The 24,769-nt window shown below is 28.5% G+C and carries 23 protein-coding genes; 14 read left to right on the forward strand and 9 right to left on the reverse strand.

Translation table 11 applies throughout. The annotated features are described in order from the left end of the window. Window position 1 precedes the first annotated feature (1 nt). The 5 genes from AVBRAN12647_RS05950 to AVBRAN12647_RS05970 all read left to right on the forward strand — a co-directional run bounded on the left by AVBRAN12647_RS05950 (window position 2) and on the right by AVBRAN12647_RS05970 (window position 6,845). A complete protein-coding gene (locus AVBRAN12647_RS05950; RefSeq protein ID WP_336614840.1) occupies window positions 2–2,305 on the forward strand; it encodes a DNA translocase FtsK in 2,304 nt (767 codons plus the stop codon). Window positions 2,306–2,323: 18 nt separating this feature from the next. After that, window positions 2,324–3,658, forward strand: a complete 1,335-nt coding sequence (gene brnQ, locus AVBRAN12647_RS05955) for a branched-chain amino acid transport system II carrier protein (RefSeq protein WP_336607860.1) — start codon at window positions 2,324–2,326, stop codon at window positions 3,656–3,658. Between the two features lie 108 nt (window positions 3,659–3,766). Continuing rightward, on the forward strand, window positions 3,767–4,624 hold the full coding sequence (locus AVBRAN12647_RS05960) for an isocitrate lyase/PEP mutase family protein (protein WP_214119946.1): 858 nt from the start codon (window positions 3,767–3,769) through the stop codon (window positions 4,622–4,624). Between the two features lie 2 nt (window positions 4,625–4,626). Then, entirely contained in the window at window positions 4,627–5,703 is a 1,077-nt protein-coding gene (locus tag AVBRAN12647_RS05965; protein WP_214117259.1) for a PrpF domain-containing protein, read from the forward strand. A gap of 11 nt (window positions 5,704–5,714) precedes the next feature. Then, on the forward strand, window positions 5,715–6,845 hold the full coding sequence (locus AVBRAN12647_RS05970) for a PrpF domain-containing protein (protein ID WP_214117255.1): 1,131 nt from the start codon (window positions 5,715–5,717) through the stop codon (window positions 6,843–6,845). Window positions 6,846–6,928: 83 nt separating this feature from the next. Here AVBRAN12647_RS05970 and AVBRAN12647_RS05975 read toward each other — a convergent pair whose 3' ends face one another. The 4 genes from AVBRAN12647_RS05975 to rpsU are packed head-to-tail and all read right to left on the reverse strand — an operon-like array spanning window position 6,929 to window position 8,640. Continuing rightward, the gene (locus AVBRAN12647_RS05975; RefSeq protein ID WP_239803544.1) at window positions 6,929–7,405 is read right to left on the reverse strand and encodes a methylated-DNA--[protein]-cysteine S-methyltransferase; all 477 of its coding nucleotides are present in this window, start codon (window positions 7,403–7,405) and stop codon (window positions 6,929–6,931) included. After that, window positions 7,405–7,968 (reverse strand): UPF0323 family lipoprotein, encoded by a 564-nt coding sequence (locus AVBRAN12647_RS05980; RefSeq protein WP_336614841.1) that lies wholly within the window; start codon window positions 7,966–7,968, stop codon window positions 7,405–7,407. The genes AVBRAN12647_RS05975 and AVBRAN12647_RS05980 overlap by 1 nt, the downstream gene beginning before the upstream one ends. An 8-nt stretch (window positions 7,969–7,976) precedes the next feature. Further along, window positions 7,977–8,393: a helix-turn-helix domain-containing protein gene (locus tag AVBRAN12647_RS05985; protein ID WP_214117248.1), complete on the reverse strand. Its 417-nt coding sequence runs from the start codon at window positions 8,391–8,393 to the stop codon at window positions 7,977–7,979. A 34-nt stretch (window positions 8,394–8,427) separates the two neighbouring features. After that, on the reverse strand, window positions 8,428–8,640 hold the full coding sequence (rpsU, locus tag AVBRAN12647_RS05990) for a 30S ribosomal protein S21 (RefSeq protein ID WP_214117291.1): 213 nt from the start codon (window positions 8,638–8,640) through the stop codon (window positions 8,428–8,430). Window positions 8,641–8,790: 150 nt separating this feature from the next. Here rpsU and ccoG point away from each other — a divergent pair, with 150 nt between their 5' ends. The 9 genes from ccoG (at window position 8,791) to AVBRAN12647_RS06035 (ending at window position 19,806) form a co-directional block, all read left to right on the forward strand. Then, window positions 8,791–10,128, forward strand: coding sequence for a cytochrome c oxidase accessory protein CcoG (gene ccoG, locus AVBRAN12647_RS05995; RefSeq protein WP_336609536.1), 1,338 nt, complete (start codon window positions 8,791–8,793; stop codon window positions 10,126–10,128). Further along, entirely contained in the window at window positions 10,107–10,700 is a 594-nt protein-coding gene (locus AVBRAN12647_RS06000) for a TetR/AcrR family transcriptional regulator (protein WP_336614842.1), read from the forward strand. Before ccoG ends, AVBRAN12647_RS06000 begins: the two co-directional genes overlap by 22 nt. A 65-nt stretch (window positions 10,701–10,765) precedes the next feature. Then, window positions 10,766–11,905, forward strand: a complete 1,140-nt coding sequence (locus AVBRAN12647_RS06005; protein ID WP_214142574.1) for an efflux RND transporter periplasmic adaptor subunit — start codon at window positions 10,766–10,768, stop codon at window positions 11,903–11,905. After that, window positions 11,905–15,048 (forward strand): efflux RND transporter permease subunit, encoded by a 3,144-nt coding sequence (locus AVBRAN12647_RS06010; protein ID WP_214119950.1) that lies wholly within the window; start codon window positions 11,905–11,907, stop codon window positions 15,046–15,048. Before AVBRAN12647_RS06005 ends, AVBRAN12647_RS06010 begins: the two co-directional genes overlap by 1 nt. Beyond that, window positions 15,041–16,381, forward strand: a complete 1,341-nt coding sequence (locus AVBRAN12647_RS06015) for a TolC family protein (protein ID WP_214117236.1) — start codon at window positions 15,041–15,043, stop codon at window positions 16,379–16,381. The genes AVBRAN12647_RS06010 and AVBRAN12647_RS06015 overlap by 8 nt, the downstream gene beginning before the upstream one ends. Window positions 16,382–16,388: 7 nt before the next feature. Then, the gene (gene ribD / locus AVBRAN12647_RS06020) at window positions 16,389–17,348 is read left to right on the forward strand and encodes a bifunctional diaminohydroxyphosphoribosylaminopyrimidine deaminase/5-amino-6-(5-phosphoribosylamino)uracil reductase RibD (protein WP_214117234.1); all 960 of its coding nucleotides are present in this window, start codon (window positions 16,389–16,391) and stop codon (window positions 17,346–17,348) included. Further along, the gene (locus tag AVBRAN12647_RS06025) at window positions 17,349–17,867 is read left to right on the forward strand and encodes a YqhA family protein (protein ID WP_214117232.1); all 519 of its coding nucleotides are present in this window, start codon (window positions 17,349–17,351) and stop codon (window positions 17,865–17,867) included. It begins immediately after the preceding gene. Window positions 17,868–17,876: 9 nt separating this feature from the next. After that, window positions 17,877–18,878 (forward strand): uroporphyrinogen decarboxylase, encoded by a 1,002-nt coding sequence (gene hemE, locus AVBRAN12647_RS06030; RefSeq protein ID WP_214117230.1) that lies wholly within the window; start codon window positions 17,877–17,879, stop codon window positions 18,876–18,878. Next, entirely contained in the window at window positions 18,871–19,806 is a 936-nt protein-coding gene (locus AVBRAN12647_RS06035; RefSeq protein WP_336614843.1) for an asparaginase, read from the forward strand. The genes hemE and AVBRAN12647_RS06035 overlap by 8 nt, the downstream gene beginning before the upstream one ends. 133 nt (window positions 19,807–19,939) lie before the next feature. Here the strand turns inward: AVBRAN12647_RS06035 and AVBRAN12647_RS06040 are convergent, their stop codons facing one another. The 5 genes from AVBRAN12647_RS06040 to AVBRAN12647_RS06060 are packed head-to-tail and all read right to left on the reverse strand — an operon-like array spanning window position 19,940 to window position 24,726. Next, complete coding sequence (locus tag AVBRAN12647_RS06040) at window positions 19,940–21,784, reverse strand: transketolase family protein (protein ID WP_336614844.1); 1,845 nt, start codon at window positions 21,782–21,784, stop codon at window positions 19,940–19,942. Then, complete coding sequence (locus AVBRAN12647_RS06045; RefSeq protein WP_336614845.1) at window positions 21,785–22,825, reverse strand: DUF7488 domain-containing protein; 1,041 nt, start codon at window positions 22,823–22,825, stop codon at window positions 21,785–21,787. It abuts the gene before it with no gap. Continuing rightward, window positions 22,822–23,124: a YbaB/EbfC family nucleoid-associated protein gene (locus AVBRAN12647_RS06050; RefSeq protein ID WP_214117222.1), complete on the reverse strand. Its 303-nt coding sequence runs from the start codon at window positions 23,122–23,124 to the stop codon at window positions 22,822–22,824. Before AVBRAN12647_RS06050 ends, AVBRAN12647_RS06045 begins: the two co-directional genes overlap by 4 nt. After that, on the reverse strand, window positions 23,117–24,457 hold the full coding sequence (locus AVBRAN12647_RS06055; RefSeq protein ID WP_336614846.1) for a UDP-N-acetylmuramoyl-L-alanyl-D-glutamate--2,6-diaminopimelate ligase: 1,341 nt from the start codon (window positions 24,455–24,457) through the stop codon (window positions 23,117–23,119). The genes AVBRAN12647_RS06050 and AVBRAN12647_RS06055 overlap by 8 nt, the downstream gene beginning before the upstream one ends. Continuing rightward, entirely contained in the window at window positions 24,454–24,726 is a 273-nt protein-coding gene (locus tag AVBRAN12647_RS06060; protein ID WP_214117289.1) for a NifU family protein, read from the reverse strand. The genes AVBRAN12647_RS06055 and AVBRAN12647_RS06060 overlap by 4 nt, the downstream gene beginning before the upstream one ends. Window positions 24,727–24,769: the final 43 nt, after the last annotated feature.

The raw sequence follows: 24,769 nt of genomic DNA on the forward strand, positions 1-24,769 counted from the left end.
GATGAAAAAAGAATTTATATTTATATTTGTTTCATTTATATTATTTTATTTTAGTTTCGGGCTGTTTTTACCCGAAGCTAATGGATTATTTTTAGCAAGTGCTTATTTTAGCAAGGGCTTAAGAATTTGTTTTGGAAATCTTTCTTATATTTTTTTATTAGCATTTGTAGGAAATTACTTATTTGTATATAAATCTTTTAAATATGCTTTAAAAATATTAGCCAATATAATTTGTAGTATTTTGATATTATCTTTACCTTTTTCTAGTGTTTTTGATTTTGGAATTATTAGCTTTTTAGGTTTTGTAAATATTGTATTTTTTATCTTGCTTGTATTTGTTTTAATTTATTTTAATCATTCTTATATTTATTCAAAATTACAAGATAAAGATAAGTTCAAAAATCTTTTTAAAAGCAAAGAAAAACCTATTAAAAAAGAAAAAATCATAAAAGAAATAAAAACTCCTAAAGAAGACAAATCAAAACCAAAAGAAGAAATTTTAAGCGATTTAGGCAATATTAGATTTGTAAAATCATATGAAATAAAAACCACTAAAGAAGATGAAAAGACTAAAATTAATTTTACAAACGAACAAGGCAAAATAATTAGTGAGCCAAAAATAGTTTTAGAGCCTTTAATGCAGAAAATAAACAAAGATAGCATTAATAAAGATGATTTTAAAATAGTTAAAAACGAAATAAAAGAAGAAAAATCAGTAGAGCAAACCGAAGAAATACAAAATGAAATTCCTGTTTTAAATTCTAATGATTTTCAAGATATTTTGATAGTAGATGAGCAAGATTCTCAAAGTTTTGTCCCTAAAAAAGGCAAAAAAGTAGAGATTTTAAATGAGCTTGAAGAAAATAAAGCAATTTTAAAAGATATTGAATTAGGAGCGATTGAAATACCAAGAGATTTTGAGCTACCTAGTGTGGAATTATTAGATAAAGCTGTAACTACAGAAATAATAATTAATGAAGATGAGCTTGATGAGAAAATAAACGAGCTTTTAGCAAAATTAAAGCATTTTAAGATTGATGGAGATGTGGTTAAAACCTATTGGGGTCCTGTGGTTACTACATTTGAGTTTAGACCTGCTGCTGATGTAAAGCTTAGCAAAATTTCAGGCTTAGCTGATGATTTAGCTATGGCACTTAAGGCTACAAGTATTAGAATTCAAGCACCAATTCCAGGAAAAGATGTGGTAGGGATTGAAATTCCAAATAAGACTTCTCAAACAATTAATATTAGAACTATTTTTGAAGATGAATTATTTTCAAAGTCTAAAAGCAAATTAACAATAGCCTTAGGTAAGGATATAGTAGGAAATACTTTTGTAACTGATTTAAAACGCTTACCGCATTTATTAATAGCAGGAACTACAGGAAGTGGTAAGAGTGTGGGTATTAATGCTATGATTTTAAGTCTTTTATATAAAAATAGCCCAAGGACTTTAAGGTTATTAATGATTGACCCTAAAATGCTTGAATTTTCAATGTATAATGATATTCCGCACTTATTAACTCCTGTAATTACAAGAGCAGAAAAAGCAACTTTAGCTTTAAAAAATATGGTTTTAGAGATGGAAAGACGATATGAATTAATGGCTAGCGTTTATACTAAAAATATTGAAAGTTTTAATGAAAAAGCACCTAAATTAGGACTTGAGCCTTTTGCTTATATTGTAATTATTATTGATGAGTTGGCTGATTTAATAATGACTAGTGGAAAAGAAGTAGAAACTTATATAGCAAGATTAGCTCAAATGGCAAGAGCAGCAGGAATTCATCTAATAGTAGCTACACAACGCCCAAGTGTAGATGTAATAACAGGTCTTATTAAGGCAAATTTACCTAGTAGATTAAGCTATAAAGTTGGAACTGGAGTTGATAGTAAGGTTATACTAGATTCTAAAGGAGCTGAGAGTTTGCTTGGTCGTGGAGATAGTTTATTTACTCCACCAGGAACAAGTCAGATAGTAAGATTGCACGCTCCATTTGCAAGTGAAGAAGAGATAATTAGAGTAGTAGAGCACCTAAAAAAACAAGAAAAATCAAATTATGATGAGAGTATTTTACAAGATTCAAGCTTTACTCAAACCTATGTTAAAAATAATGATGATAGTGTAGATGAATTATTCAGTGAAGCTGTAAGAATTATGCAAGAGAGCGGAAAAACTAGTATTTCTTATATTCAACGCCAATTAAATATAGGTTATAATAGAGCTGCTAATATTGTAGAGCAGTGCGAAAAGCAAGGAATTTTGAGCGAACCTAACGCAAAAGGCGTAAGAAGTCTTTTGTAAAAAAATCTAAGGAGAAATATGACAAAAATAGGAAAAAAAGAATTTTATGTAGTTGCATTAATGCTATTTGCTATGTTTTTTGGTGCGGGGAATTTTATTTTGCCACCAAAACTAGGAATGGATGCGGGGAGTAATTTTTATTTAGCGATTTTGTTTTTTTGTGTAACAGGTGTTGCTTTACCTGTTTTAGGCGTTGCTGCAGTTGCTAAAGCAGGAACATTAAAAGAATTAGCAAGTAGAGTAAATGTAACATTTGCAGTAATTTTTGTAGCAGTTATTTATATTACCATAGGGCCTTTAGTAGCAATTCCAAGAGCTAGCACTATGCCTTATGAAATAATGATTTTACCTTTTGTTGATAATGAATATAATGTATATTATTTAGCTTTTTATAGTTTTATATATTTTGCACTTAATTATTATATATGCTTAAATCCTAGCACTATGTTAGATACATTAGGCAAGTATTTAACACCGATTTTACTTATTTTAATAGCAGTATTTTTTATATGCACTTTAATTTATTCAGAAGTAAATGTTAGCATTCCTAATCAAAATTACACTACCCACCCAGTAGCAACAGCATTTGTAGAAGGCTATCAGACTATGGATGCGCTTGCTGCTTTAGTATTTGGGATTAGTGTTGTTGGGGCTTTAAAATCATTAGGAGTTACTAATAAACATCAATTATCATTACTTACTATAAAAGCAGGATTATTTTCTGGAATTATTTTAATGATAGTTTATTTTGCTTTAGGGTATTTAGGCTATGTTTATGGTAATACCTTTAAAGACGCTAGTAATGGGGCTATTTTATTATCATTAATTAGTGATGATTTATTTGGTAGTTTTGGTAGATTTATTTTAGGATTTACTGCCTTACTTGCTTGTCTTACTACTACGATTGGTTTGATTGGCTCAAGTGCTAGCTATTTTAGTAGTGTTACTAAGATTTCTTATAAAACTTGGGTTATTATTTGGGTAGTTGCTAGTTTTGTTTTATCAATTCAAGGTTTAACGCAGATTTTAAAAGTAAGCGTTCCTATATTAATAGCGATTTATCCAATAGCTATAGTTTTAATAATTTTATCTTTAATAAATAATTTAATAAATGAGAGCAAAATCATTTATAGATTTAGCGTTTATACTGCGGCTTTTATAGGAATTTTAAACGCAATTGATAGCTCAATTTTAAGCATAAACGATGAAAAAATATTATCTTATTTAGGTATAGCTAAATATTTAGAAATGTTGCCATTTTACTCATCTATGCTTGGCTGGGTTATACCTGTGATTGTTATGTTTATATTAGGATATATTATTAATGCCTTTAGTAAAAAAGATGATTTTTAATTAAATCATCTTGTTACAATTCTACACACTTATTTCTTATTAATTAACAATTAATATCAAAAATTAAAATTTTGTGTTAAGATTAAGCATTTTTTAAAAGGAGTGCTAATGAAAGCAAAAATTTTAAAAGAAGCACTTAATTCACAAGAAATTCTAGTAGCACCAGGAGCTTCTTGTGCTTTATATGCAAGACTTATTGAATTAGCAGGTTTTAAAGTTGTTTATGCTACAGGAGCAGGTATGGCAAATATGCAGTTTGGTTTTCCTGATATAGGACTTGTTAGTATGAATGAAATGTTAGAAAATACAAAGAGAATAAACGATGCTACAAATCTTCCCGTAATAGCAGATATAGATAATGGCTACGGCAATGCTTTAAATGTTTATAGAACAGCAAAAGAATTTAGTAAAAACAAAATAGCAGCAATTCAAATAGAAGACCAGCAACTACCAAAAAGGTGCGGGCATTTTGATGGGAAAAAATTAATATCTCAAGATGAAATGTGTGCGAAAATCAAAGCTTGTAAAGACGCTTTAGAATATGATACTTTAATAATTGCAAGAACAGACGCAATTGCTGTTAATGGTTTTGATGATGCTATTAATAGAGCTAATGCGTATTTAGAAAGTGGAGCTGATATATTATTTATAGAAGCTCCTACTAGCATAGAACAAATGGCAAGTCTTCCTAAATTAGTAAAAGCTTATCATATTGCAAATATGGTAGAAGGTGGCAAAACTCCGATATTAAGCAATGATGAATTACAAAAAATGGGCTTTAATATAGTTCTTTATGCAAATGCTACTTTAAAAGCTGCTATTAAAGGTATGAATGATTTATTAAATCATCTAAAAACTACAGGCAGAACAGATAATGCAGAACATTTAATGATTTCTATGAAAGAAAGAAATAGAATATGTGAATTTGATAAGTGGATGGATATAGAAAATAAATTTAAAGGATAATTATGAAAATTAAATGCAGTGTTTATAGGGGTGGCACGAGTAGGGGGCTAATATTTAACGCAAATGACTTGCCTAAAGATAAAAGCACTTGGGCTGATATATTTAAAAAATCTATTGATTGTCATAACCAAAACGCTATTGATGGGCTAGGTGGTTCTATATCATCAACCAATAAAATATGCGTTGTAAAAAGTGTAAATAATAAAAATTATGATATTGAGTGGGAATTCTTTCAAGCTGGGGTTATGAAAGATAGTATAGATAATAAAGGCACTTGCGGGAATTTAATAGCTGCTGTTGGAGCTTATGCTATTAATGAAAAGTTATTTAGTTTTGATAGGTTTGCAAGCAATGTATGTGTTAGAATTTACAATACAAATATTCAAAAAATTATTGAATTTAAAGCTAAGATTAAAGATGGAGAATTTGTAGAAAAAGGCTCTAGTATTATGCAAGGAGTTTTTGGTGGTTGTGAGCTGGCTGATGTTTTTATTAAAAATGCAGGGGCTGAACAAACAGGACTTAAATATCCATTAGGAAAAATTAGCAATTTTAATGGTTATAGAGCTACTTTACTTGATTTAATAAATCCATTTTTATATGTTGATGCAAGGGAATTTGATTTAGATTTTAATTTAAATTATAATGATTTTAGTGCTTTAAAAGCTATTGAAGATTTAAACAAATTAAGAGATTTTTATGCTATTAAATTAGGTTTTGCTAAAGATGAAAATGATTTAGAAAACAATCAAGCTATACCAAAAATAGCAGCACTTTTTAAATCTGATAATAAAAGTGAATTTGATATAGGAATTAGGGTTTTAAGTCTTAGAAATCTTCATAAAAGCTCGCCTGCTAGTGGATTATATAATTTAGCCGTTGCAGCATTAGAAAATGGCACTTTAGCAAATGAGCTTAGTGGTTTAACTATGATACAAAATGGTATTCAAGATGTAAAAATTAAACATTTTTTAGGCGTAGTAGATGTTAGCGTAGAGATAGAAAGTGGTAAAATCATAGGTGTTGGACTTAAAAGAAGTGCAAGAAGAATAATGGACGGATTTATTTACATTAATTAAAAGGAGAAAATATGAAGAAATTTAAATGTAGTATTTATAGAGGTGGCACATCTAAAGCTGCTTGTTTTTATGAAAAAGATATGCCAGCAAGAGTTAAATGGGGCGAGTTTTTAGCTGATGTTATGGGAACTGCTACAAAGCAAATTGATGGAATTGGTGGTGCTGCGTCAGTAACTTCAAAAGTAGCTATAGTTGATATTAAAAATAATGAATTAACTTATACTTTCGCTCAAGTAAATATTGATAAAGAAATGGTTGATTTTAATAGTAATTGTGGAAATATTAGCTCATGCGTTGGTGCTTTTGCTTATGATTTGGGTTTGATTGATTTAAATGATTCTAAAATGTATGAAAAAATCATTATAAAAGATGAGTGTGATTTAGAAAATAAAATAATTTGCGTTAGGATTTTAAATACTAATACAAATAAATATTTAAAAGCTAGATTTAAATTAAGCGATGATTTAAAGAGTTTTGAACCAGCAGGAGATACTAAAATAGCAGGAGTGCCAAATACAGCTAGTGAAATTAAATTAGGTTTTATTAATCCTGAAGGCTCTATGAATAAAGGATTATTGCCTACAAATTCTGCAAAACAAGTTGTAAATACAAGTTTTGGCAATATTGAAATTAGTATAGTAGATGCTGGAGCAGCGCTTGTGTTTATGAGAGCTAAAGATTTATTAAGTGGCAATATATATGATGAAATTTCTCAAAACGAGCTTGATAAAATTGAAGAAGTAAGAAGTATAGCAAGTGAGCTAATTGGCTTAGCAAAAAAAGAAGAAGCAACAGCAAAAAATCCATCAGTGCCTAAAGCTTGTTTGGTTGATTTCGTGCAAGATTACACTAGCACAAGTGGTGCTAAAATATCAAAAAATGATATAAATGTATGCGTTAGAATGATGAGTATGCAACGCCCACACCCATCAATTGCAGTTACAGGAACGGTATGTATTTCAATGGCAGCAAAGACACAAGGTACATTAATTAATGAGCATTTAAGTAGCTTTTCTAATGAATTAGTAATAGCTCATCCAAGTGGGACAATTACGGGATTTATTGATAATGATAGCGTGAGTGTGATTAGGACTGCAAGATGCTTAATGCAAGGCTATGTATTTACTAGAAAAGATTATTAAGTTAAATTTCTAATTTAAATTCCTTTTTGGAATTTAAATTAGGATTAAGTATTTTATAAATTAATAATGGCTTATAAAATACTTTAAAAATTATTTGATTTGATATTATTTTTTTCGTGTTTATTTAAAAACTCTTTCATATTAGACACTTCACAAGTAAATCTTCCTAGACTTTCATCAGAGCGAATTACTCTATGGCAAGGTAGTATTATTAAATAAGGGTTTTTTGATAATGCAGTTCCTACTGCACGATAGGCTTTAGAATTTATTCTATATGCTAATTCTTTATAAGTTATAGTGTTTGCATAAGGTATATTTTTAAGTTCATTTAAAACTTCTTTTGTAAAAGTAGAAAATTTATCAAGATTAAGTTTTATATTTGTAAAATCAAAATCTTCTCCCTTAAAATACTTTAAAAGTTCAGATTTTACTAATGAAGTTATTTGATTTGGTTTTTCTTTTAAAGTAGCAAGATTTGTAATATCAACTGAAATCAAATACTCATCATTAGCTTTTATTAAAACTATAAAGTTTTTAAATTTTATAATTTCAATATACATTAAGAGCCAAAACTACCAGAACTACTAGCACCACTTGTGCTTTGGCTTTTAAAAAATCCACTACTTTTTGAAGCTCCTGCACTAGGTGTGCTTTTAAAGCTATTTACACTTCTTTGATATGTACTTGGGTTTTGATAATGCGTAGCTTTGTTTGCATTAAAATGTGAATTATTAAATAACTTATTGCCTATCCAAGAGCCAATGATTGCACCCGCTACAGAGCTTAGCAAAACTTCGCCTAATGAATGATTTGAACCAATACTTTCATTTGTTAATGAGCTTTGATTTGCTTCTATTTTTGCATTTTCAGCTTTTATTAGCTCGTCCATCTCAGCCTTGCTTAATACTCTTTCATTTCCATTTAATTCTTTTAGAACTACTCTTGTTTCATCGCTTGGAAATTCATCTTTAATTCTGTATTGTTTAGGAGCATATTCTTCTATTATTAAAAATGAGCCTTTAGCTTGTTGTTTCTCTTCACCACCACAAGCACTTAATAATGAACCAGCTACAATTGCAGTTAAAGACGCTTTGTAAGTTAAGTTATTCAAATTCTTAAACATTTTTCCTCCTAAATCTTTGATAATTTTTTGTTTCTTATAAATACTTGATTGTTTTCTAGTTTTATTTTTTTACTTTTAAAAAGCCTTGATATGAGATATTTTTTTATTTTTTCACGCTTTTTTTTCTTAAATCTTAATAAATATTCATCTATTAAAATCCATTTTGCTTTTATAATTACTGGTAGATTTATTTTATTTTTTAATTCTTCGTTTTCTTTTTTTAATTCTTCGTTGCTTAGTTTTAAGATTTTTATTTGTTCTAATAGCTCATCTTTAATAGCTAAACTATTTTGTTCTGGTTCTATTAAAACATAGGTTTTATTATCTTCTTTTATTGATTTTAAAGTGCCTCTTCTAATTCTATTATAAATAGCTTCTTTGCTGATATTTAAGTATTTTGCGGCGTCTTTTACTAAGAGTTTCATTTCTAACCTTTAAAAAGGGGATAACCCCTTTTTATTAAAGCTTTGCTTCGTAATGTCTTAACATATATAGGCGTTTTAGCATTTTTTTTCTAGCTGAAATTTTTTGTTTTTTGCGAATTTCAGTCATAGGTTCAAAAAAGCGTCTTGCTCTAACTTCTGTTACGATTAGGTTACGATCAGTTTGCTTTTTGAATTTGCGATAAGCCTCGTCAAAAGATTCGTTATTATGAACTTTAATCCCTGGCACGGCAATCACTTCCTTTCGTTGTAAAATTAAAAGTGCTAATTTATAAAAAAATTGTTAATAAACAAAATATTTTTTAATTTACTATTCTTAATTTTTAAAGACTAAAATTATCTTAAAATTACAAATTAAGTTAAAATTAAGGAGAGCGTAATGGGAAATATTACAAATTATTTTAAAAAGCGGACTACATTTTATGTTTTACTTACCTGTATTATCTTTATTATTCCATTTATTAGAATAAATGGTAATCACTTATTTTTGCTTAGTTTTGATAAACAAAAATTAGATTTATTTTTCATATCTTTTAATACAAATGAGTTGTATTTAATGCCATTTTTATTAATTATGATGTTTGTATTTATTTTTTTTATTACAAATTTACTTGGTAGAGTTTGGTGTGCTTGGGGCTGTCCTCAAACTATATTTAGAATAATTTTTAGAGATTTAATACAAACTAAATTATTTAGAATTTATAGTGGCAGAAAAAATAAACAAAATAAACCAAGAAATAAAATATTTGCAAGAATTGCAAGTGTTATTGTGTTTTATCCAATTAGCTTAATTGCTGCAAGTAATTTTTTATGGTATTTTGTTCCACCTGAAGATTTCTTTACTTATCTTGACCATTTTAATGAACACTTACTTTTATTTGGAATTGTTTTATGCTTATCTTTATTTATAACATTTGATATTACTTTTATTAAAGAGAATTTTTGTGCTTATATTTGCCCTTATGCAAGAATTCAAAGCGTTATGTTTGATAACGACACAAAAAGTGTTATATATGATGAAAGTCGTGGCGGAATTATTTATAAAGATGGAGAAAAAATTACAAAAAAACCAATAGGCGGAGAATGTATAGCTTGTGAAGCCTGTGTAAAAATATGTCCAACTCATATAGATATTAGAAAAGGAATGCAACTTGATTGTATAAATTGTCTTGAATGTGCTGATGCTTGTTCAAATGTTCAAGCAAGATTTAATAGGCCATCATTAATATCTTGGTCTAGCACAAAAGAAATAAAAACTAAAGAAAAACTTAAATTCTTTAGATTTAGAACTATTGTTTATATAGTTGTATTGTGTGCTATGTTTATTGGGTTAGTTTTAACGGCTGGTAGTAAAGAAACTATGCTTATGAATATAAATAGAACTACTGAATTATATACAATAAATAAAGATGAAAATTATGTTGATAATGCCTATGTTATATTATTTCACAATACTAGCAAGCAAGACCATAGATTTTATTTAGAAATATTAGATGATGATATTAGTATTTTAAAACCTAAAAAAGATTTTAGAGTTAAAGCTGGTGAGAAATTAAAACAAATTGTTATTTTAAGAAGCGAGCTTAAGAAAGTTAAAAAACATCATAAGCATATTAATATAAGAGCTTATGCCTTAGATGATGATAAAATATTTACCATAAAGGATACAATATTTATATATCCTAAGGAGAAAAAATGGAAGGAAAAGAAGAAATAATTTTAAAAGTAGCCCTTGAACTATTTTTAGAAAAGGGCTATGAAAATACAAGTTTAAATGATATTGTTAAAGTAACTGGCGGTTCTCTTGCGACGATATATAAAAAATTTGAAAATAAAAATACTTTATTTTTAAAGGCTTTAAAATTTAGGGCGGAAACTAGGTTAGAGAATTTAAAAATTATGATTTCTTCAAAAGCCAACTTGGATTTACCAGATTTTTTAAATGTATTTGGTAATGAATATTGTAATTTTTTTATAGGCGAAGATAATGCAAAATTTTTAAGATTAGTTCTTGAGAGAACTTATCAAGATATTAATTTTAAACAAGAATGTGCAAAAGCAGATAAAGATGTAATAATTAGATTTTTATGTGAAGTATTTGAGAAAAAAATCAAAAAAGAAATTCTAAATGAAATAAGTGCTTATAATTTAGCTAATTTATATTGCTCTATGATTAGAAGTAATAAGATTTTTGATTTGATTTTTAACTCTAAAGAAATCTTTACAAAAGATGAATTAAGTGAGCATGTAAAAAATGTAAATATCTTATTTTTAAGGGCTTTGCGTTAATTTCATTAACTTAAATGTAATTATAATTACATCTTTAAAATTTAAAATTACAACAAGGAAGATTTATGAAAAGACTTATTAAATTAAGTTTCGTTGCTAGCTTATTATTATTTACAGCTTGCAATGACAAGGTAGAGCAAAAGCAGCAAGAAATGCCACCTTCTATTGTAGATATTAAAAAAGTAAGTTTAGAAAATGCTGAAATTTATTATCAATATGCAGCGAAATTAGAAGCTAATAAAGATGTAATAGTTTTGCCAAAAGTATCTGGTGAGATTAAAAAAATATTATTTAAAGATGGTGATTTTGTAAAAAAGGGAACAATTTTATATAAAATTGATGATGAGCAATATAAAGCTAGTTTGGATTTAGCGTTAGCTGATGTTGGTGTTGCTAAAGCAAACTACGAAAACGCTAATACTGATTATAATAGAACTAAAGACTTATATGCTAAAAAAGCAGTTAGTCAAAAAGAATTTGATACAAAAGAAGCAGCCTTTAAAAGTGCAAAAGCTAGTTTAGATAAAGCCAATGCAGCTTATAAGATAGCTAAATTAAACTATGATTATACTAATGTAAAAGCTCCATTTGATGGATATGTGCAAGCTTCGTTAGTTGATGCTGGAAGCTATGCTAATGCAAATAATACTCAATTAGTAAAAATTGTAGATCAAAATACTTTAAAAGCTACATTTTTTATATCAGATACAAATATGGAACAAATTAAAAGAAATAATAATGATTTAAAAAGTGCAAAAGCTAATTTTACTTTAAATGGTAAGACTTATGAAGGTAAAGTTGAGTTTATATCAAATTATAATGAATTAGCAAGCACTAAAGCTTATGCGGTTTTTGAAAATACTAATCAAGAATTAAGTGCAGGAACCTTTGTTAGTCTTAAACTAAGCAATATTATGCAAAATGATTCTTTTGTAATTAGTAGAGAAAATTTATTACAAGATATTGATGGATATTATGTATTTGTTAAAGACAAAAATATAACAAAACAAATTCATGTTAAAACAATTTTTGATGATGAGAAAATTGCCGTAATTGATGCAAAAACAAGTGATTTAAAAGTTGATGATGAATTGATTTTAAATAATTATAAAAAGATTTATCCTGGCGCAAAAATAGCAACTAAGGCAGAATTTGGTGCGATGATGCAAAAGCAAGCTCCTAAAGAGCAGACTAAGGAACAATAATGTTTTCTAAGTTTTTTATATATAGACCAGTATTTGCGATAGTTGTTTCAATTATAATTACTATTGCTGGTATTTTAGGAATGAAGGGTTTGCCTATTGAAGAATATCCTAATGTAACATCTCCAACGGTTAGGGTAACTGCTAATTATTCTGGCGTTGATGCAGCTACGCTTTCTCAAAATGTAGCAAGTATTCTTGAAGACGCAATTAATGGTGTTGAAGATATGATTTATATAACTTCAAGCTCAAGTTCAAGTGGTTTAATGTTTTTAAATGTTTATTTTAAGGTTGGAAAAGACCCATCAAAAGCATTAATTGATGTTAATAATAAAGTTCAAAGCGTTCAAGCAAAAATGCCTGAAGAAGTTAAAAAATTAGGTGTTAGTGTTGATGAGACTAGCTCAAATATTTTAGCTGTTGTTTCGTTTTATTCTCCTGATGATAGCCGTGATGAAACTTATCTAAGTAACTATGCTACATTAAATGTGGCTGAAGAGTTAAAGAGATTAGAAGGTATTGGTAGTGCTGAAGTAATTGGAGCTAAAGATTATTCTATGAGAATTTGGCTTGATTCAGAAAAGCTTAATAAATATGATTTAAATCCAGCTGTTGTAAGTGCAGCTATAAGAGAACAAAACTCACAATATCCAACAGGAACGATAGGCGATTTACCTATGAAAGAAATTAGTCCATTTGTTTATACAATGAGTGCTAAAGGTAAGCTTAGTAAGGTAAGTGATTTTGAAAATATCATAATAAAAGCACTTCCAAATGGAAATATTTTATATTTAAAAGATATAGCAAGAGTAGAGATAGGAACTAAAAACTATGGTTTTGCCGGACTCAATAATGGTAAAAAAATGGTTCCTATGATGATTAATTTAAAATCAGGTGCAAATGCTATAGCAGTAGCTAAAGCTGTGCAAGAAAAATTAGAAGAGCTAAGCAAATTCTTCCCAAGTGGTGTTGCTTATAGTATGCCTTATGATACTACCGATTTCGTAAAAGATAGTATAAGCGAAGTTGTTCAAACATTTGTTGAAGCTATTTTACTTGTTTTAATAGTTATGTATATGTTCTTAAAAAACCTTCGTGCAACTATTATTCCATTAATTGCTGTGCCGGTTTCTTTACTTGGAACTTTTGCTTTCCTTTATGTTTTTGGTTTTACAATCAATCTTATTACATTATTTGCTTTAGTTTTAGCAATCGGCATTGTTGTTGATGATGCTATTGTTGTTGTAGAAAATGTTGAGCGTGTGTTTAGAAGTGGTATTACAAAAGATGTAAAAGCAGCTACTAAAATGGCAATGGATGAAGTAACCGGACCTGTAATTTCTATCGTTTTAGTATTAAGTGCGGTATTTATTCCTGTATCATTTTTAGATGGATTTGTAGGGCAAATTCAAAGACAATTTGCAATTACTCTTGTAATTTCTGTTTGTATTTCAGGTTTTGTTGCATTAACGCTAACTCCTGCATTATGCGGTATATTATTAAAAGACCATGAAGATAAGCCTTTTTATTTAGTTAAAAAATTTAATGACTTTTTTGATTGGAGTATTAATATTTTTGGTAGTGCAGTTGCAAAAGTTTTAAGACATGTAATTCCAAGTTTAATAGTAGTTGCTATATTCTTTTATGGAATTTTTGCCTTACTAAAAATTATTCCTAGCTCACTTGTTCCTAGCGAAGATAAGGGTGCTGTATTAGTTTTATCACAATTAAAATCTTCTAGCAACCTAGATAAAACTCTAGCCTTTAATAATAAAATCTATGATATGGTTAAGAATAATCCTGCAGTAGAAAGTATGATTTCTTTAAATGGATTTGATGTAGAGAGTTCAGCTCTTTCTCCAAGTGCTGGAATTTCATTTATTACATTAAAAGATTATAAAGATAGAAAAGATTTAGGTATTAATGGAGATAGTGAAAATTTAGCTAATACTTGGATGAAAAATATGTGGCTTGACCCTGATGGTTTTGCATTTTTCTTAAATCCACCACCGATTATGGGGCTTTCTTTAACAGGCGGATTTGAAATGTATGTGCAAAATAAATCAGGTAAAAGTTATGAAGAAATTAAAAAAGATATAGATACTTTACTTGCAGCAGCATCAAAAAGACCTGAATTAACTCAAGCAAGAACGACTTTAAACACTGATTATCCTGAGTTAAAAGTAAGTGTTGATGAGAAAAAAGCTAAAATTTTAGGGCTTAGTTTAAGTGATATATATTCAAATTTAAATTTAATTTTTGGTTCTGTTTATGTGAATGATTTTACTGCTTTAGGTAAAAATTTCCAAGTAAATGTAAGAGGCGATGAAGAATTTAGAAATAAAAGAACAAGTCTTGAAAATATTTATGTTAAAAATAGTGAAGGCAAAAGTATATCTTTAGCTAGTGTTGTTGATATTAAGCCAAGTGTAGCAGCGTTTTCAGTAACTAGATTTAACCTTTTCCCAGCTGCAAAAGTTACAGCTTCGCCAGCTCCAGGATATACTAGTGGAGATGCTATTAATGCTATAGTTGAAGTATTTAATGAAACTATGAATAAAGATGAATATTCTTATGCTTGGGCAGGAAGTTCTTATGAAGAAGTAAATGCTAGTGGTAGTGGTTCTACTGCATTTGCATTAGGTATGGTATTTGTATTTTTAATACTTGCAGCTCAATATGAAAGATGGTTAATGCCACTTGCAGTAATTACGGCAGTTCCTTTTGCAGTATTTGGAAGTTTAGCAGCAACTTATTTAAGGGGTATGCAAAATGACATATATTTTCAAATAGGTTTATTATTGTTAATTGGTCTTAGTGCAAAAAATGCTATATTAATTGTTGAATTTGCTATGGAAGAAAAATACAAACACGGCTTAAGCACTTATGATGCAGCTATAAAGGCGGCAAAACTTAGATTTAGACCTATTATTATGACTTCTTTAGCGTTTGGTTTTGGTATTTTACCTTTAGTATTTAGCGAAGGTTCAGGTAGTGCTGCTAGACACTCACTTAGCACAGGGCTAGTTGGTGGTATTATTATAGCTTCTAGTATATCTATTTTATTTGTGCCTTTATTTTTCTATTTACTAGAGAGTTTAAATGATAAGGTTTTTAAAAAGAAAGGAAAGCAAATTAATGAATAAGCTTTTAATATCAGCAATCGCAGCTTTATTTTTAGCTGCTTGCTCTAGTGTTAATAATTATGAGCTTAAAACTCCAAATAATTTAGATAATAATACTAAATTTGAAATTAAAGATTGGAGAAGCTTAGGCAAAGATGAAAATCTTAATCGTTTGATTGAGATTGCTATGGAAAATAATGAAGATGTTAAAATAGCTATTAATAATCTTTTAATAGCTGAATCAAATTTAGTAAGTGTTGGGATTAAAAGAGAGCCTAGCATTAATCTTGGCATTAATGCAAATGAGAGATTAATTAAACACCAAAAGCCAACTTACGGGCATTCTTTAGGTCTTAATTTATCTTATGAAATAGATTTATTAAATAAATTTGGTAAGGCTAAAGATAATGCTATTTATAGTGCTAATATTAGCGAATTTGATGTAGAAAATACTTATCAAACTATTGGATTTAGTATTGCAAAACTTTATTATCAAGTTGTAGCAACTAATAAAAAAATAGAAATTTTAGAAGACTTTATAAATAGCTATGAAAAAACTTTAAAATTAAAAGAAGAGCAATATAAATTAGGCTTTATTACAAAATCAGTTCTTTTACAAACTAAAGAACAATTTACTCTAAATCAAACTAAATTAAGAAGTTTAAAATTAGAAAGAGATTTATATATTAATTCTTTAGATATTTTAGTTTATGGATTAAATCAAGAAAAAGAACCAATTAAATTTGCTAATAACTTAATAGAAGATTTTGTTATGCCAGCTACTATACCAAGCTCTGTTATGACAAATCGTCCTGATATAGCAAAAGCAATTTTAGATGTAAAAATAGCTCATAATAATGCAAAAATTGCTTGGGATAGCTTTTTTCCAACCTTTACAATAGGTGCTGGTGTTAGTTGGAGTGGAGATACACATAATGTATTTTCTGACCCTGTTGGCTCAATTACTGCTAGTTTGTTACAACCTTTATTTAATTTAGGTGATGTTGATGAGCAAGTAATTAGAGCAAATTTAGCTCAAGATAATGCAGTATTAGGCTATGAAAAAGTAGTCAAAACTGCGTTAAAAGAAATAGAAGATGCTATTTTAAAATATAATAATGCCGAAGTTAAATTAAGAGATTATGATGAAATAGTAAAACTAGAAGAAGAAATTTATGAGTTTAATAAGCTTAAATTTAATGAAGGAGAAATCAGCTTTTTAGAATTCTTAGATAGCGAAAGAGCTTTACAAAATAGCTTAATAGAGCAAATTGATTTAAAATTAGGCAAGATAACTGCAGGAATTGATGCTTATAAAGCTATTGGAGTTAAAAAACTTGAATTTAGGAAGTGATTTTTATATGAACCTAGCCTTAAAAGAGGCTTGGAAATATCAATTCTTAACTTATCCAAATCCTGCCGTAGGTTGTCTAGTATTAGATAAATACGGCAAGATTTTAAGTATTAAAGCACACCAAAAAGCAGGAACATTTCACGCAGAAAGATTATGTGTGAATGAAATCTTAGAAAAATATGGAAAAGATGCTTTAAAAGATAGTGTATTTTATGTAACTTTAGAGCCTTGCAGTAAGCAAGGTCGCACTCCACCTTGTCATGAATTATTAATAAAATATAAAGTTAAAGAAGTAAATATAGGCTCAAGTGATAGTTCTCAAAATGGTATAAATGAATTAAGACAAGCTGGAATTAAAGTAAATCTTGGGATTTTACAAGATGAATGCGATAAATTAATTGCTCCATTTAAATTCTGGCTAGATAATAAGCCTTTTGTTTTATTTAAATTAGCAATTAATCTAAATTATAACAATGAAGGTAGTATTAGTAATGAGTATTTAAGGACATATTTTCACGAAATTAGAACCAATATAGATTATTTAATAATTTGTGGCAATACTTTAAGACTTGATAATCCTATGCTTGATGCTAGATATTCTACTAGCAAAAAAGCACCTAATTTATTAGTATTTTCAAAATATTTTCAAGATTTAAATTCTAATTTTAAATCACTAAATATTTTTAAAACTAATAGAGAAATTATTTTTGGTAAAAATCCTTTAAAATTAAAAGATGAATTGCAAGAGCAAAATATTAAATTTGTAATGATTGAAGGCGGGTTTAATGCCTTAGAACTTTTCAAAAATCAAATAGATTGGTTGTTTTTACAACAAAGTAATTCTACTTATAAAAATTCAAATAACTTTAAGTTAAGTTTAAGTCCTATTTATCAAAGCACTACAAAAGATTTTTATAATAAACCACACGAATATCAACAATTCGGATTTTATGAAATAAGGGAATAAATGTTAGAAAAATATTTTGAAAAATTCCTAGTAAATTCTAGGTTTATTACAATCTTACCTGTTATTTTTGGTCTTTTAGGTGCTTTTATGTTATTTTTTATTGCTAGTTTTGATGTGTATAAGGTCATAAAAGTTACATATACTTATTATTTTTTAGGTGCTGATATTGATATTCACGAAGAAGCTGTAAGCACTATAGTTGGAGCTGTTGATTTATATTTAATGGCTTTAGTTTTTTATATATTTTCTTTTGGAATATATGAATTATTTATAAGCGATGTTGAAGAATTTAAACAATATAAACAAAGCAAGGTTTTAGAAGTTCATAGTTTAGATGAGCTAAAAGACAAGCTTGGTAAAGTTATTATTATGGTTTTAGTTGTTAATTTTTTCCAACACGCACTTAATTTAAAATTTAGCTCAAGTATGGATATGCTTTATTTAGCAATCGGTATTATGTGTATTTGCCTTGGATTATGGGCTTTACATAAAAGTGATAATAAATCTAAAGAACACTAAGGAGCAAAGATGATATTTATAGATACTTGTTTTGGAAAAAAAAGTGATGTTATGCCTATTTGGATGATGCGTCAAGCAGGTAGATACCTAGCTGAATACAAGGCTACTCGTGCTAGAGCAGGAGATTTTTTAAGTCTTTGTAAGGATTATAAATTAGCTAGCGAAGTTACGCTTCAGCCAGTGGATATACTAGATTTTGATGCAGCTATTATATTTTCAGATATTTTAGTAGTGCCACTTGAGATGGGCTTACCACTTAGATTTGAAGCAGGTGAAGGTCCTGTTTTTGACGAGATAATATCAAGTGAAATTGATGTAGAAAAATTAAATATAAATGCAGCTAATAAATTAACTTATGTTTATGACGCTATAAAATTAACTCGTGAAAAATTAGCTTCAAATAAAGCTTTAATAGGATTTTGTGGTGCTCCTTGGACTTTAGCAACATATATGATAGAAGGAAAAGGCTCTAAAACTTATGCAAAAAGTAAAAGAATGATTTATGAAAATCCAGCCCTAGCACATAAATTATTAGCAAAAATTACTGAAGTTTTAAAAGAATACTGCGAAAATCAAATAAAAGCAGGTGCTAATGCTATTCAGATTTTTGATAGCTGGGCTAATGCACTTGAGCCTAGTGCTTATTTGGAATTTGCTTGGAAATATATTCAAGATTTAGCAAGTTATTTAAAGACAAAATACCCACATATTGCAATAATTGCTTTTCCTAAAGGAGTAGGTGGTTTTATTGAATGCTTAGATGCAAAAATTGATGTTTTAGGTGTTGATTGGAGCACTCCACTTCAAGTAGCAGCAAAAACTCCTTATGTATTACAAGGAAATCTTGAGCCTTGCAGACTTTATAGCAAAAAAGCTATAAAAGAAGGCGTTGAAATTATAAAAGAACTTACAAAAGATAAGGCTCATATATTTAATTTAGGGCATGGAATTTTACCTGATATTCCAGTAGAAAATGTAAGATATTTAATAGATTGTGTAAGAAATGCTTAGTTTAATATCTCTTGGCGGGACAATTTCTATGCTTAATTTAGGCGAAGGAGCAATTCCTAGCCTAAATGCTGATGATTTAACAAGTTCATTTAAAGACATTAATGCAATAACTTTTAGCAATATCTCAAGTCCAAATATAACTTTTTCAATGTTAATTGAAGTTTTAAATCTTGCAAGAGAAGAGATTAAAAAAGGCTCTCGTGCTGTAATTATTACTCAAGGAACTGATACTTTAGAAGAAAGTTCATTTTTTTGTAATTTATTTTGGGATTTAGATGAGCCACTAATTTTTACAGGTGCTATGAAAAATCCTAGCGAGTTAGGAAGTGATTATCTAGCTAATATTAGCAATGCAATTACTTTAGCAAATAGTGAGTTAGCAAGGGGTTTAGGTGTGCTTTGTGTATTAAATGATAGCGTTCATTCAGCACAATTTATCCATAAAAGCAATTCATTTAGTCTTGAAACTTTTACAAGTTTTAATCGTGGTTTGGTTGGAGAGATTAAAGAAGGTAGGTTTTATTTATTTAATAATAATTATAAAAGGCTAAAACTAAAGCCTTTAAAAGAAATTACTAAAAAAGTAGCCTTACTAAAAATGTGCCTTGATTTTGACAATGATATGCTTGAATATGCTTTAAATAATTATGATGGTTTGGTAATTAGTGGCTATGGAGCAGGGCATGTAATGGCTAGAGCTATGCCAATTATTCAAAAAGCAAATATTCCAATAATTATGACAAGTAGATGTGAAAGTGGTAAAGCAGGTCTTAGAACCTATGCTTATGCTGGAGCTGAAGTTGATTTGATTAAAAATGGTGTAATTATGAGTGAATATTTAAGTGATGTTAAGGCTAGAGCTTTATTAATTAGTGCTTTATCTTTAGGAATTACAAATATAAAAGGTATGATTGAAGAATTGATTTAAAGGCAAATAAATTGCCTTTAGTTCTGTAGCGCTAAAATTAGATTGTTATTAATTAGTGCTTATCTTTAGGAATTACAAATATAAAAGGTATGATTGAAGAATTAATTTAAAGGCAAATAAATTGCCTTTAAACTTATAGTTTTTCTTTTATTTTTTCTGCATCAAATCCAAAATATTTAAATACATCCTTTTCTTTACCACTAGCGCCAAAACTATCCATTATGAAAAGTTCATCGCAGTATTTATATAATTCATAAGACCTTGCAGCTTCTATTCCGATAATCTTGCCTTTTAATAAAGATTTATCAAATTCTTTATCAAATAATTCAAAGCAAGGCATACTTAATACATTTATATTTTTATCTTTTGCAACTTCAAGTGCGAGTGCAACTTCACTACCACTTGCAATTATTGTAGCTTCTGCATTATCGCTATATTTTATAAAATAAGCTCCCTTGCTAATATCAGGAATACTTGTATTTAAGCTTGGAAGTGCTGAACGACTAAGTGTGAATGCACTTGGATTATTTAGCTTTAAAGCCACTTGCCAACAAGCTATATTTTCAGCCATATCAGCAGGACGGAAAGTGTATAGATTAGGAATATTTCTAAGAGTGCTGATTTGCTCAATTGGTTGATGAGTTGGACCATCTTCTCCTACTCCTATGCTATCGTGTGAAAATACAAAAAATGCTTTCAAATTCATTAAAGCCGCTAATCTTATTGAAGGCTTTAAATAATCACTAAATACTAAAAATGTAGCACAAAACGGATGCAAACCATATCTTGCCATTGCATTTATAATTGCACCCATTGCATGCTCACGAATACCAAAAGCTATATTTTTACCACCATTTCTAATATCTGCATAATCTTTTAGATAAGTTTTATTTGATGGTGCTAAGTCTGCTGAACCACCTAAAAATGTAGGAATTTGTTTTGCTATTTCGTTTAGACAAGCGTGGTTGCTATCTCTTGTAGCGTAATTTTTACTTAAATCAAGTTTAGAAAAATCCACATTTAAATCTTTTTTGCCTTCTAAATAAGCTATAAATTCTAATTGTTCATCATTAAATTTATTTGCTTTATCCCAACTTGCAAAATACTCATCACTTCTTTTACACATTTTCTCAAAGCCATTTTTAGCTTCGCTATCTATATAAAACTCTTCTTCATTCCAATTAGCAGCTTTTTTAGCTTTTAAAGCTAGTTCAGCACCTAGTGGTGAGCCGTGAGTTTTCTCGCTTCCTTCTAATTCACAAGCACCTTTTCCAATCTTGGTTTTAGCTATTATAATGCTTGGACGCTCAGCATTTTTAGTCATTTCTAAAGCCTTGCTAATTTCATCAAAATTATGCCCATCAATAGTATAAACATCAAAGCCAACGCTATTAAATCTAGCCTTTATATCATCACGAAATGCTTGTTTTACATCGCCTTCAATACTAATTTCGTTACTATCATAAATTAATACTAAATTATTTAAATTATGAACATTTGCTAAAGAACAAGCCTCATAGCTAATTCCTTCTTGCAAATCCCCATCTCCACAAAGGCAGTATATTTTATGATTTAACGAATTATTTAGTTTGCTACTAGCAAATTTTGCTGCCATTGCGAAACCAACAGCATTTGCAATACCTTGACCAAGTGGGCCTGTATCTATTTCTACTCCGTGAGTTTTAATCTCAGGATGCCCTGCTGCAAGTGAGCCTAATTGGCGAAAATTTTTAAGCTCATCAAGACTTAAATTAAATCCACTTAAATGTAAAAACGAATATATTAAAGAACTTGCGTGTCCGCCTGAAAATACTAATCTATCACGATTTATATGATTTTTTGTATTTAGATTAATTTTTGTGCTAAGCACTGCTAAAATATCACTAAGTCCCATTGCTACGCCTGGATGACCACTATTTGCACAATTAATCATATCTACACTTAAAAATCTTAAATTATTTGACATTTTTTCTAACATTTATTTTCCTTTGTTAATTGTTATAAAGAATTGAAAACCCCCGTTTTTATTCTCGTCTTTAATATATCTTTGAATTAATATATTTAAAACACCGCTTTGTTGAATTTGTTTATTAAAATCTGCTTTAGTATTTACTATTACATTATTTACTCTTAGGATTTTATCTTTTAGCTTAAAGCCTAAATTTTTATTTGAAATTCCTATTACATTTAGATTATTATCTAAAGTTATTCCTAAAGAATTTGAAATCTGTTTTTTAACAATTGCTTTTTTTGTTGTAAATACTGGTTGTTCATATATTTTAGGACTTACAACAGAGCTTATATTAATTTCTTCATTATCTCTTAAAACTTTTAAATAAATAGTGCTTTGATTTTCTGCAAAAAGTATTCTTTCATTTAATGCCCTAAGTGATTCTATAGGCTTATCATCTATGCTTAAGATTTCATCATTTAATCTTAAGTTGCTATTAAAAGTAATACCACTTACAAAATATCTATCCCCTCTTTGAGTAAATGTAGCACCAATATCGCCCCAATAAACATCATTATATTTTTTGAAATGATTTAAATAGCGATTGCCTATGAATTCTCCATTTAATAAACTAATACCCAAAACCTTGCAACAAGGAGAATTTAATAAGCCAATTTTTGTATTAAAATCAAGCTTATCTCTTTCAAACAAACCTTGAGCTAGATATTTTAAATGTCCTATATATTCTTTTTTAGCATCAATAATTCCTAGCCAATCATTTCTAGTTCTTGTTGTTTCATCATCTGTGATTGGCTTTATTAAAGAAAAATCAGTCCTTACTAAATAAAGATTTAAAAATGGGTCGTATTTAATGTATGAATTTAATTTTGTATCAGGTAATTTTACTACAGCTAAAAGATTTTCATCTAACACAAAAGCAGGTAAGCCTTCGTAATTTAACATACTTGCTTTATTTTTTTCATAACATGCTAAATAATCATCAAATGTAGGTCGCTCTACGCCAAATAAGGTCGCTACTAACATTAAAGATAATGCAAGTTTTCTCATTTTCCTGCCTTAAAAAACATATCAGCCGCAGCATTTTTTGTGCTTGAACTTGCACTTTCTAATGCTTCATTTAGTGCAGAAATTAATAATATTTGCATAGATGATTTGTCTTTTAATAATTCATCATCTATTTTTATATCAATTACTTGAAATTTGCCATTTACTTTAACTTCTACCATTCCAGCACCACTTTTTGCTACAAATTCTTTATTTGCTAATTCGTTTTCAAATTCTTTAGCTTTATTTTGGACATCTTGCAACATTTCTTGCATTTTAGAAAAATCAAAATCTTTAAACATATTCACCTTTCAATCTAATTTTTTCTTCATAATTGTGTATTTCATCTAAGCATTCAAGTGCTACTTTTTCATCTAAAAATGGATATTTTACACCTTTTATTTCTTGGTAATCTTCATCACCTTTACCTAAAATCATAACACATTCATTTTTATTTTGAGCTAAAAGTGCTTTATAAATTGCTAATCTTCTATCAATTACAATATTTATATTTTTTAATTCGTTTTCGCTTAAGCCATCTATCATATCTTTAAGAATTGCAATAGGTTCTTCATCTCTTGGATTATCACTTGTTAAAAATAAAGTTTTTGCATAATGACTAGCTATTTTTGCCATAGGAGTTCTTTTACTTTTATCGCGATTACCACCTGCGCCCAATACTACTATTAATTCTTTATGTTTCATTGCTTCTAGCACATTAGCAATTCCATCTGGAGTATGGGCAAAATCTACTATTATTTCTTTATTATATTTATTAGGAATGCTTTGCATTCTTCCCATTACCCCTGCATAATTAGCAATAGCATTAGTTAAATCATCTTTATTAGGTTTTACTAATTCATTAACACAAGCAAAAGCTGCAAGAAGATTATAGATATTAAATAAGCCTTTTAAAGAAGAGCTAATCTCATAAAGCTCATTTTTAACAGCAAAAACTGCTTCAATACCATCAATTAATGTATAAGCTTTTACACTATATAAAGCAGGATTTTCTATACCATAAGTAATAGCACCTTTTACATTATAAGAAAATTTATAAGCATCTTGATTTATTATTTTTAAGCATTCATCTTGAAAAAAACTTGCTTTACAATTTGCATAATTTTCAAAAGTTTCGTGAAAGTCTAAATGGTCTTGAGTTAAATTAGTATAGATTTTAGCAGTGAATTTCATATCTCCATAGCGATTTTGTGCAATTGCGTGAGAGCTTACTTCCATTACAAAATATTCGCAATTATTTAAAGTTGCAATTTGTAAATACGATAATAATTCTAATAAAAATCCTGTTGTTAAAGATTTTGCCGCAACTTTTTCATCATTACAAAATGCCCCACGAGTTCCACATAAAAATACTTTTTTACCTAAATCAAGCAATATAGAATAAATTGCAGCAGCGGTAGTGGTTTTACCATTTGTGCCTGTTATACCTATAATTTTTATATTTTCATCGATTTTTAAAAGTTCTCTTGCTTTTGCTTCGTTAATTACTAAAGCACCTTTAGATTTTGCATCGTTTTCGTATTTGGAATTTGAATTGGTTAGTAAAAAATAACAACCTTTTTCACATTCATTTGAATTATCTGTTATGTAAGAATTATCTAAATTAACTTTCATAGTTTTTCAAAAGCTTCCTTTCCACCTTCAAGATTTATTAACGAAATATTGCTATCAATTTGTTCTTTTAAAGCCCTTTCAAGCCCTAATTTTAAAGTGGTATTTGCAGCAGCACAACCATGACAAGCACCAAGTAATTTTATATAAACAACCCCGTTTTTAACACCCAAAAACTCCAAATCGCCACCATCATTATGAAGTATGTGAAGCTTTGATTTTAGGACATTTAAACAAGGTTCAATTAATTCTTCATCACTAAATATCATAATTTTTCCTTATTGTAATTTGTGTTATTGTGCTTTAATAAAATAA

Source organism: Campylobacter sp. RM12647 (assembly GCF_020138135.1).
Taxonomy (GTDB): domain Bacteria; phylum Campylobacterota; class Campylobacteria; order Campylobacterales; family Campylobacteraceae; genus Campylobacter_E.

Excerpts from the sequence above, each read along its gene's own strand:
- AVBRAN12647_RS05950 (WP_336614840.1), top strand. The coding sequence starts at position 2 with ATGAAAAAAGAATTTATATTTATATTTGTTTCATTTATATTATTTTAT.
- AVBRAN12647_RS06005 (WP_214142574.1), top strand. The coding sequence starts at position 10,766 with ATGAAAAGACTTATTAAATTAAGTTTCGTTGCTAGCTTATTATTATTT.
- AVBRAN12647_RS05980 (WP_336614841.1), bottom strand. The coding sequence starts at position 7,968 with ATGTTTAAGAATTTGAATAACTTAACTTACAAAGCGTCTTTAACTGCA.
- AVBRAN12647_RS05960 (WP_214119946.1), top strand. The coding sequence starts at position 3,767 with ATGAAAGCAAAAATTTTAAAAGAAGCACTTAATTCACAAGAAATTCTA.
- AVBRAN12647_RS06035 (WP_336614843.1), top strand. The coding sequence starts at position 18,871 with ATGCTTAGTTTAATATCTCTTGGCGGGACAATTTCTATGCTTAATTTA.
- AVBRAN12647_RS06045 (WP_336614845.1), bottom strand. The coding sequence starts at position 22,825 with ATGAGAAAACTTGCATTATCTTTAATGTTAGTAGCGACCTTATTTGGC.
- brnQ (WP_336607860.1), top strand. The coding sequence starts at position 2,324 with ATGACAAAAATAGGAAAAAAAGAATTTTATGTAGTTGCATTAATGCTA.
- AVBRAN12647_RS06040 (WP_336614844.1), bottom strand. The coding sequence starts at position 21,784 with ATGTTAGAAAAAATGTCAAATAATTTAAGATTTTTAAGTGTAGATATG.
- AVBRAN12647_RS05975 (WP_239803544.1), bottom strand. The coding sequence starts at position 7,405 with ATGTATATTGAAATTATAAAATTTAAAAACTTTATAGTTTTAATAAAA.
- AVBRAN12647_RS05965 (WP_214117259.1), top strand. The coding sequence starts at position 4,627 with ATGAAAATTAAATGCAGTGTTTATAGGGGTGGCACGAGTAGGGGGCTA.
- AVBRAN12647_RS06050 (WP_214117222.1), bottom strand. The coding sequence starts at position 23,124 with ATGTTTAAAGATTTTGATTTTTCTAAAATGCAAGAAATGTTGCAAGAT.
- ccoG (WP_336609536.1), top strand. The coding sequence starts at position 8,791 with ATGGGAAATATTACAAATTATTTTAAAAAGCGGACTACATTTTATGTT.
- AVBRAN12647_RS06055 (WP_336614846.1), bottom strand. The coding sequence starts at position 24,457 with ATGAAAGTTAATTTAGATAATTCTTACATAACAGATAATTCAAATGAA.
- AVBRAN12647_RS06000 (WP_336614842.1), top strand. The coding sequence starts at position 10,107 with ATGGAAGGAAAAGAAGAAATAATTTTAAAAGTAGCCCTTGAACTATTT.
- AVBRAN12647_RS05985 (WP_214117248.1), bottom strand. The coding sequence starts at position 8,393 with ATGAAACTCTTAGTAAAAGACGCCGCAAAATACTTAAATATCAGCAAA.
- AVBRAN12647_RS06010 (WP_214119950.1), top strand. The coding sequence starts at position 11,905 with ATGTTTTCTAAGTTTTTTATATATAGACCAGTATTTGCGATAGTTGTT.
- ribD (WP_214117234.1), top strand. The coding sequence starts at position 16,389 with ATGAACCTAGCCTTAAAAGAGGCTTGGAAATATCAATTCTTAACTTAT.
- AVBRAN12647_RS05970 (WP_214117255.1), top strand. The coding sequence starts at position 5,715 with ATGAAGAAATTTAAATGTAGTATTTATAGAGGTGGCACATCTAAAGCT.
- AVBRAN12647_RS06025 (WP_214117232.1), top strand. The coding sequence starts at position 17,349 with ATGTTAGAAAAATATTTTGAAAAATTCCTAGTAAATTCTAGGTTTATT.
- hemE (WP_214117230.1), top strand. The coding sequence starts at position 17,877 with ATGATATTTATAGATACTTGTTTTGGAAAAAAAAGTGATGTTATGCCT.
- AVBRAN12647_RS06015 (WP_214117236.1), top strand. The coding sequence starts at position 15,041 with ATGAATAAGCTTTTAATATCAGCAATCGCAGCTTTATTTTTAGCTGCT.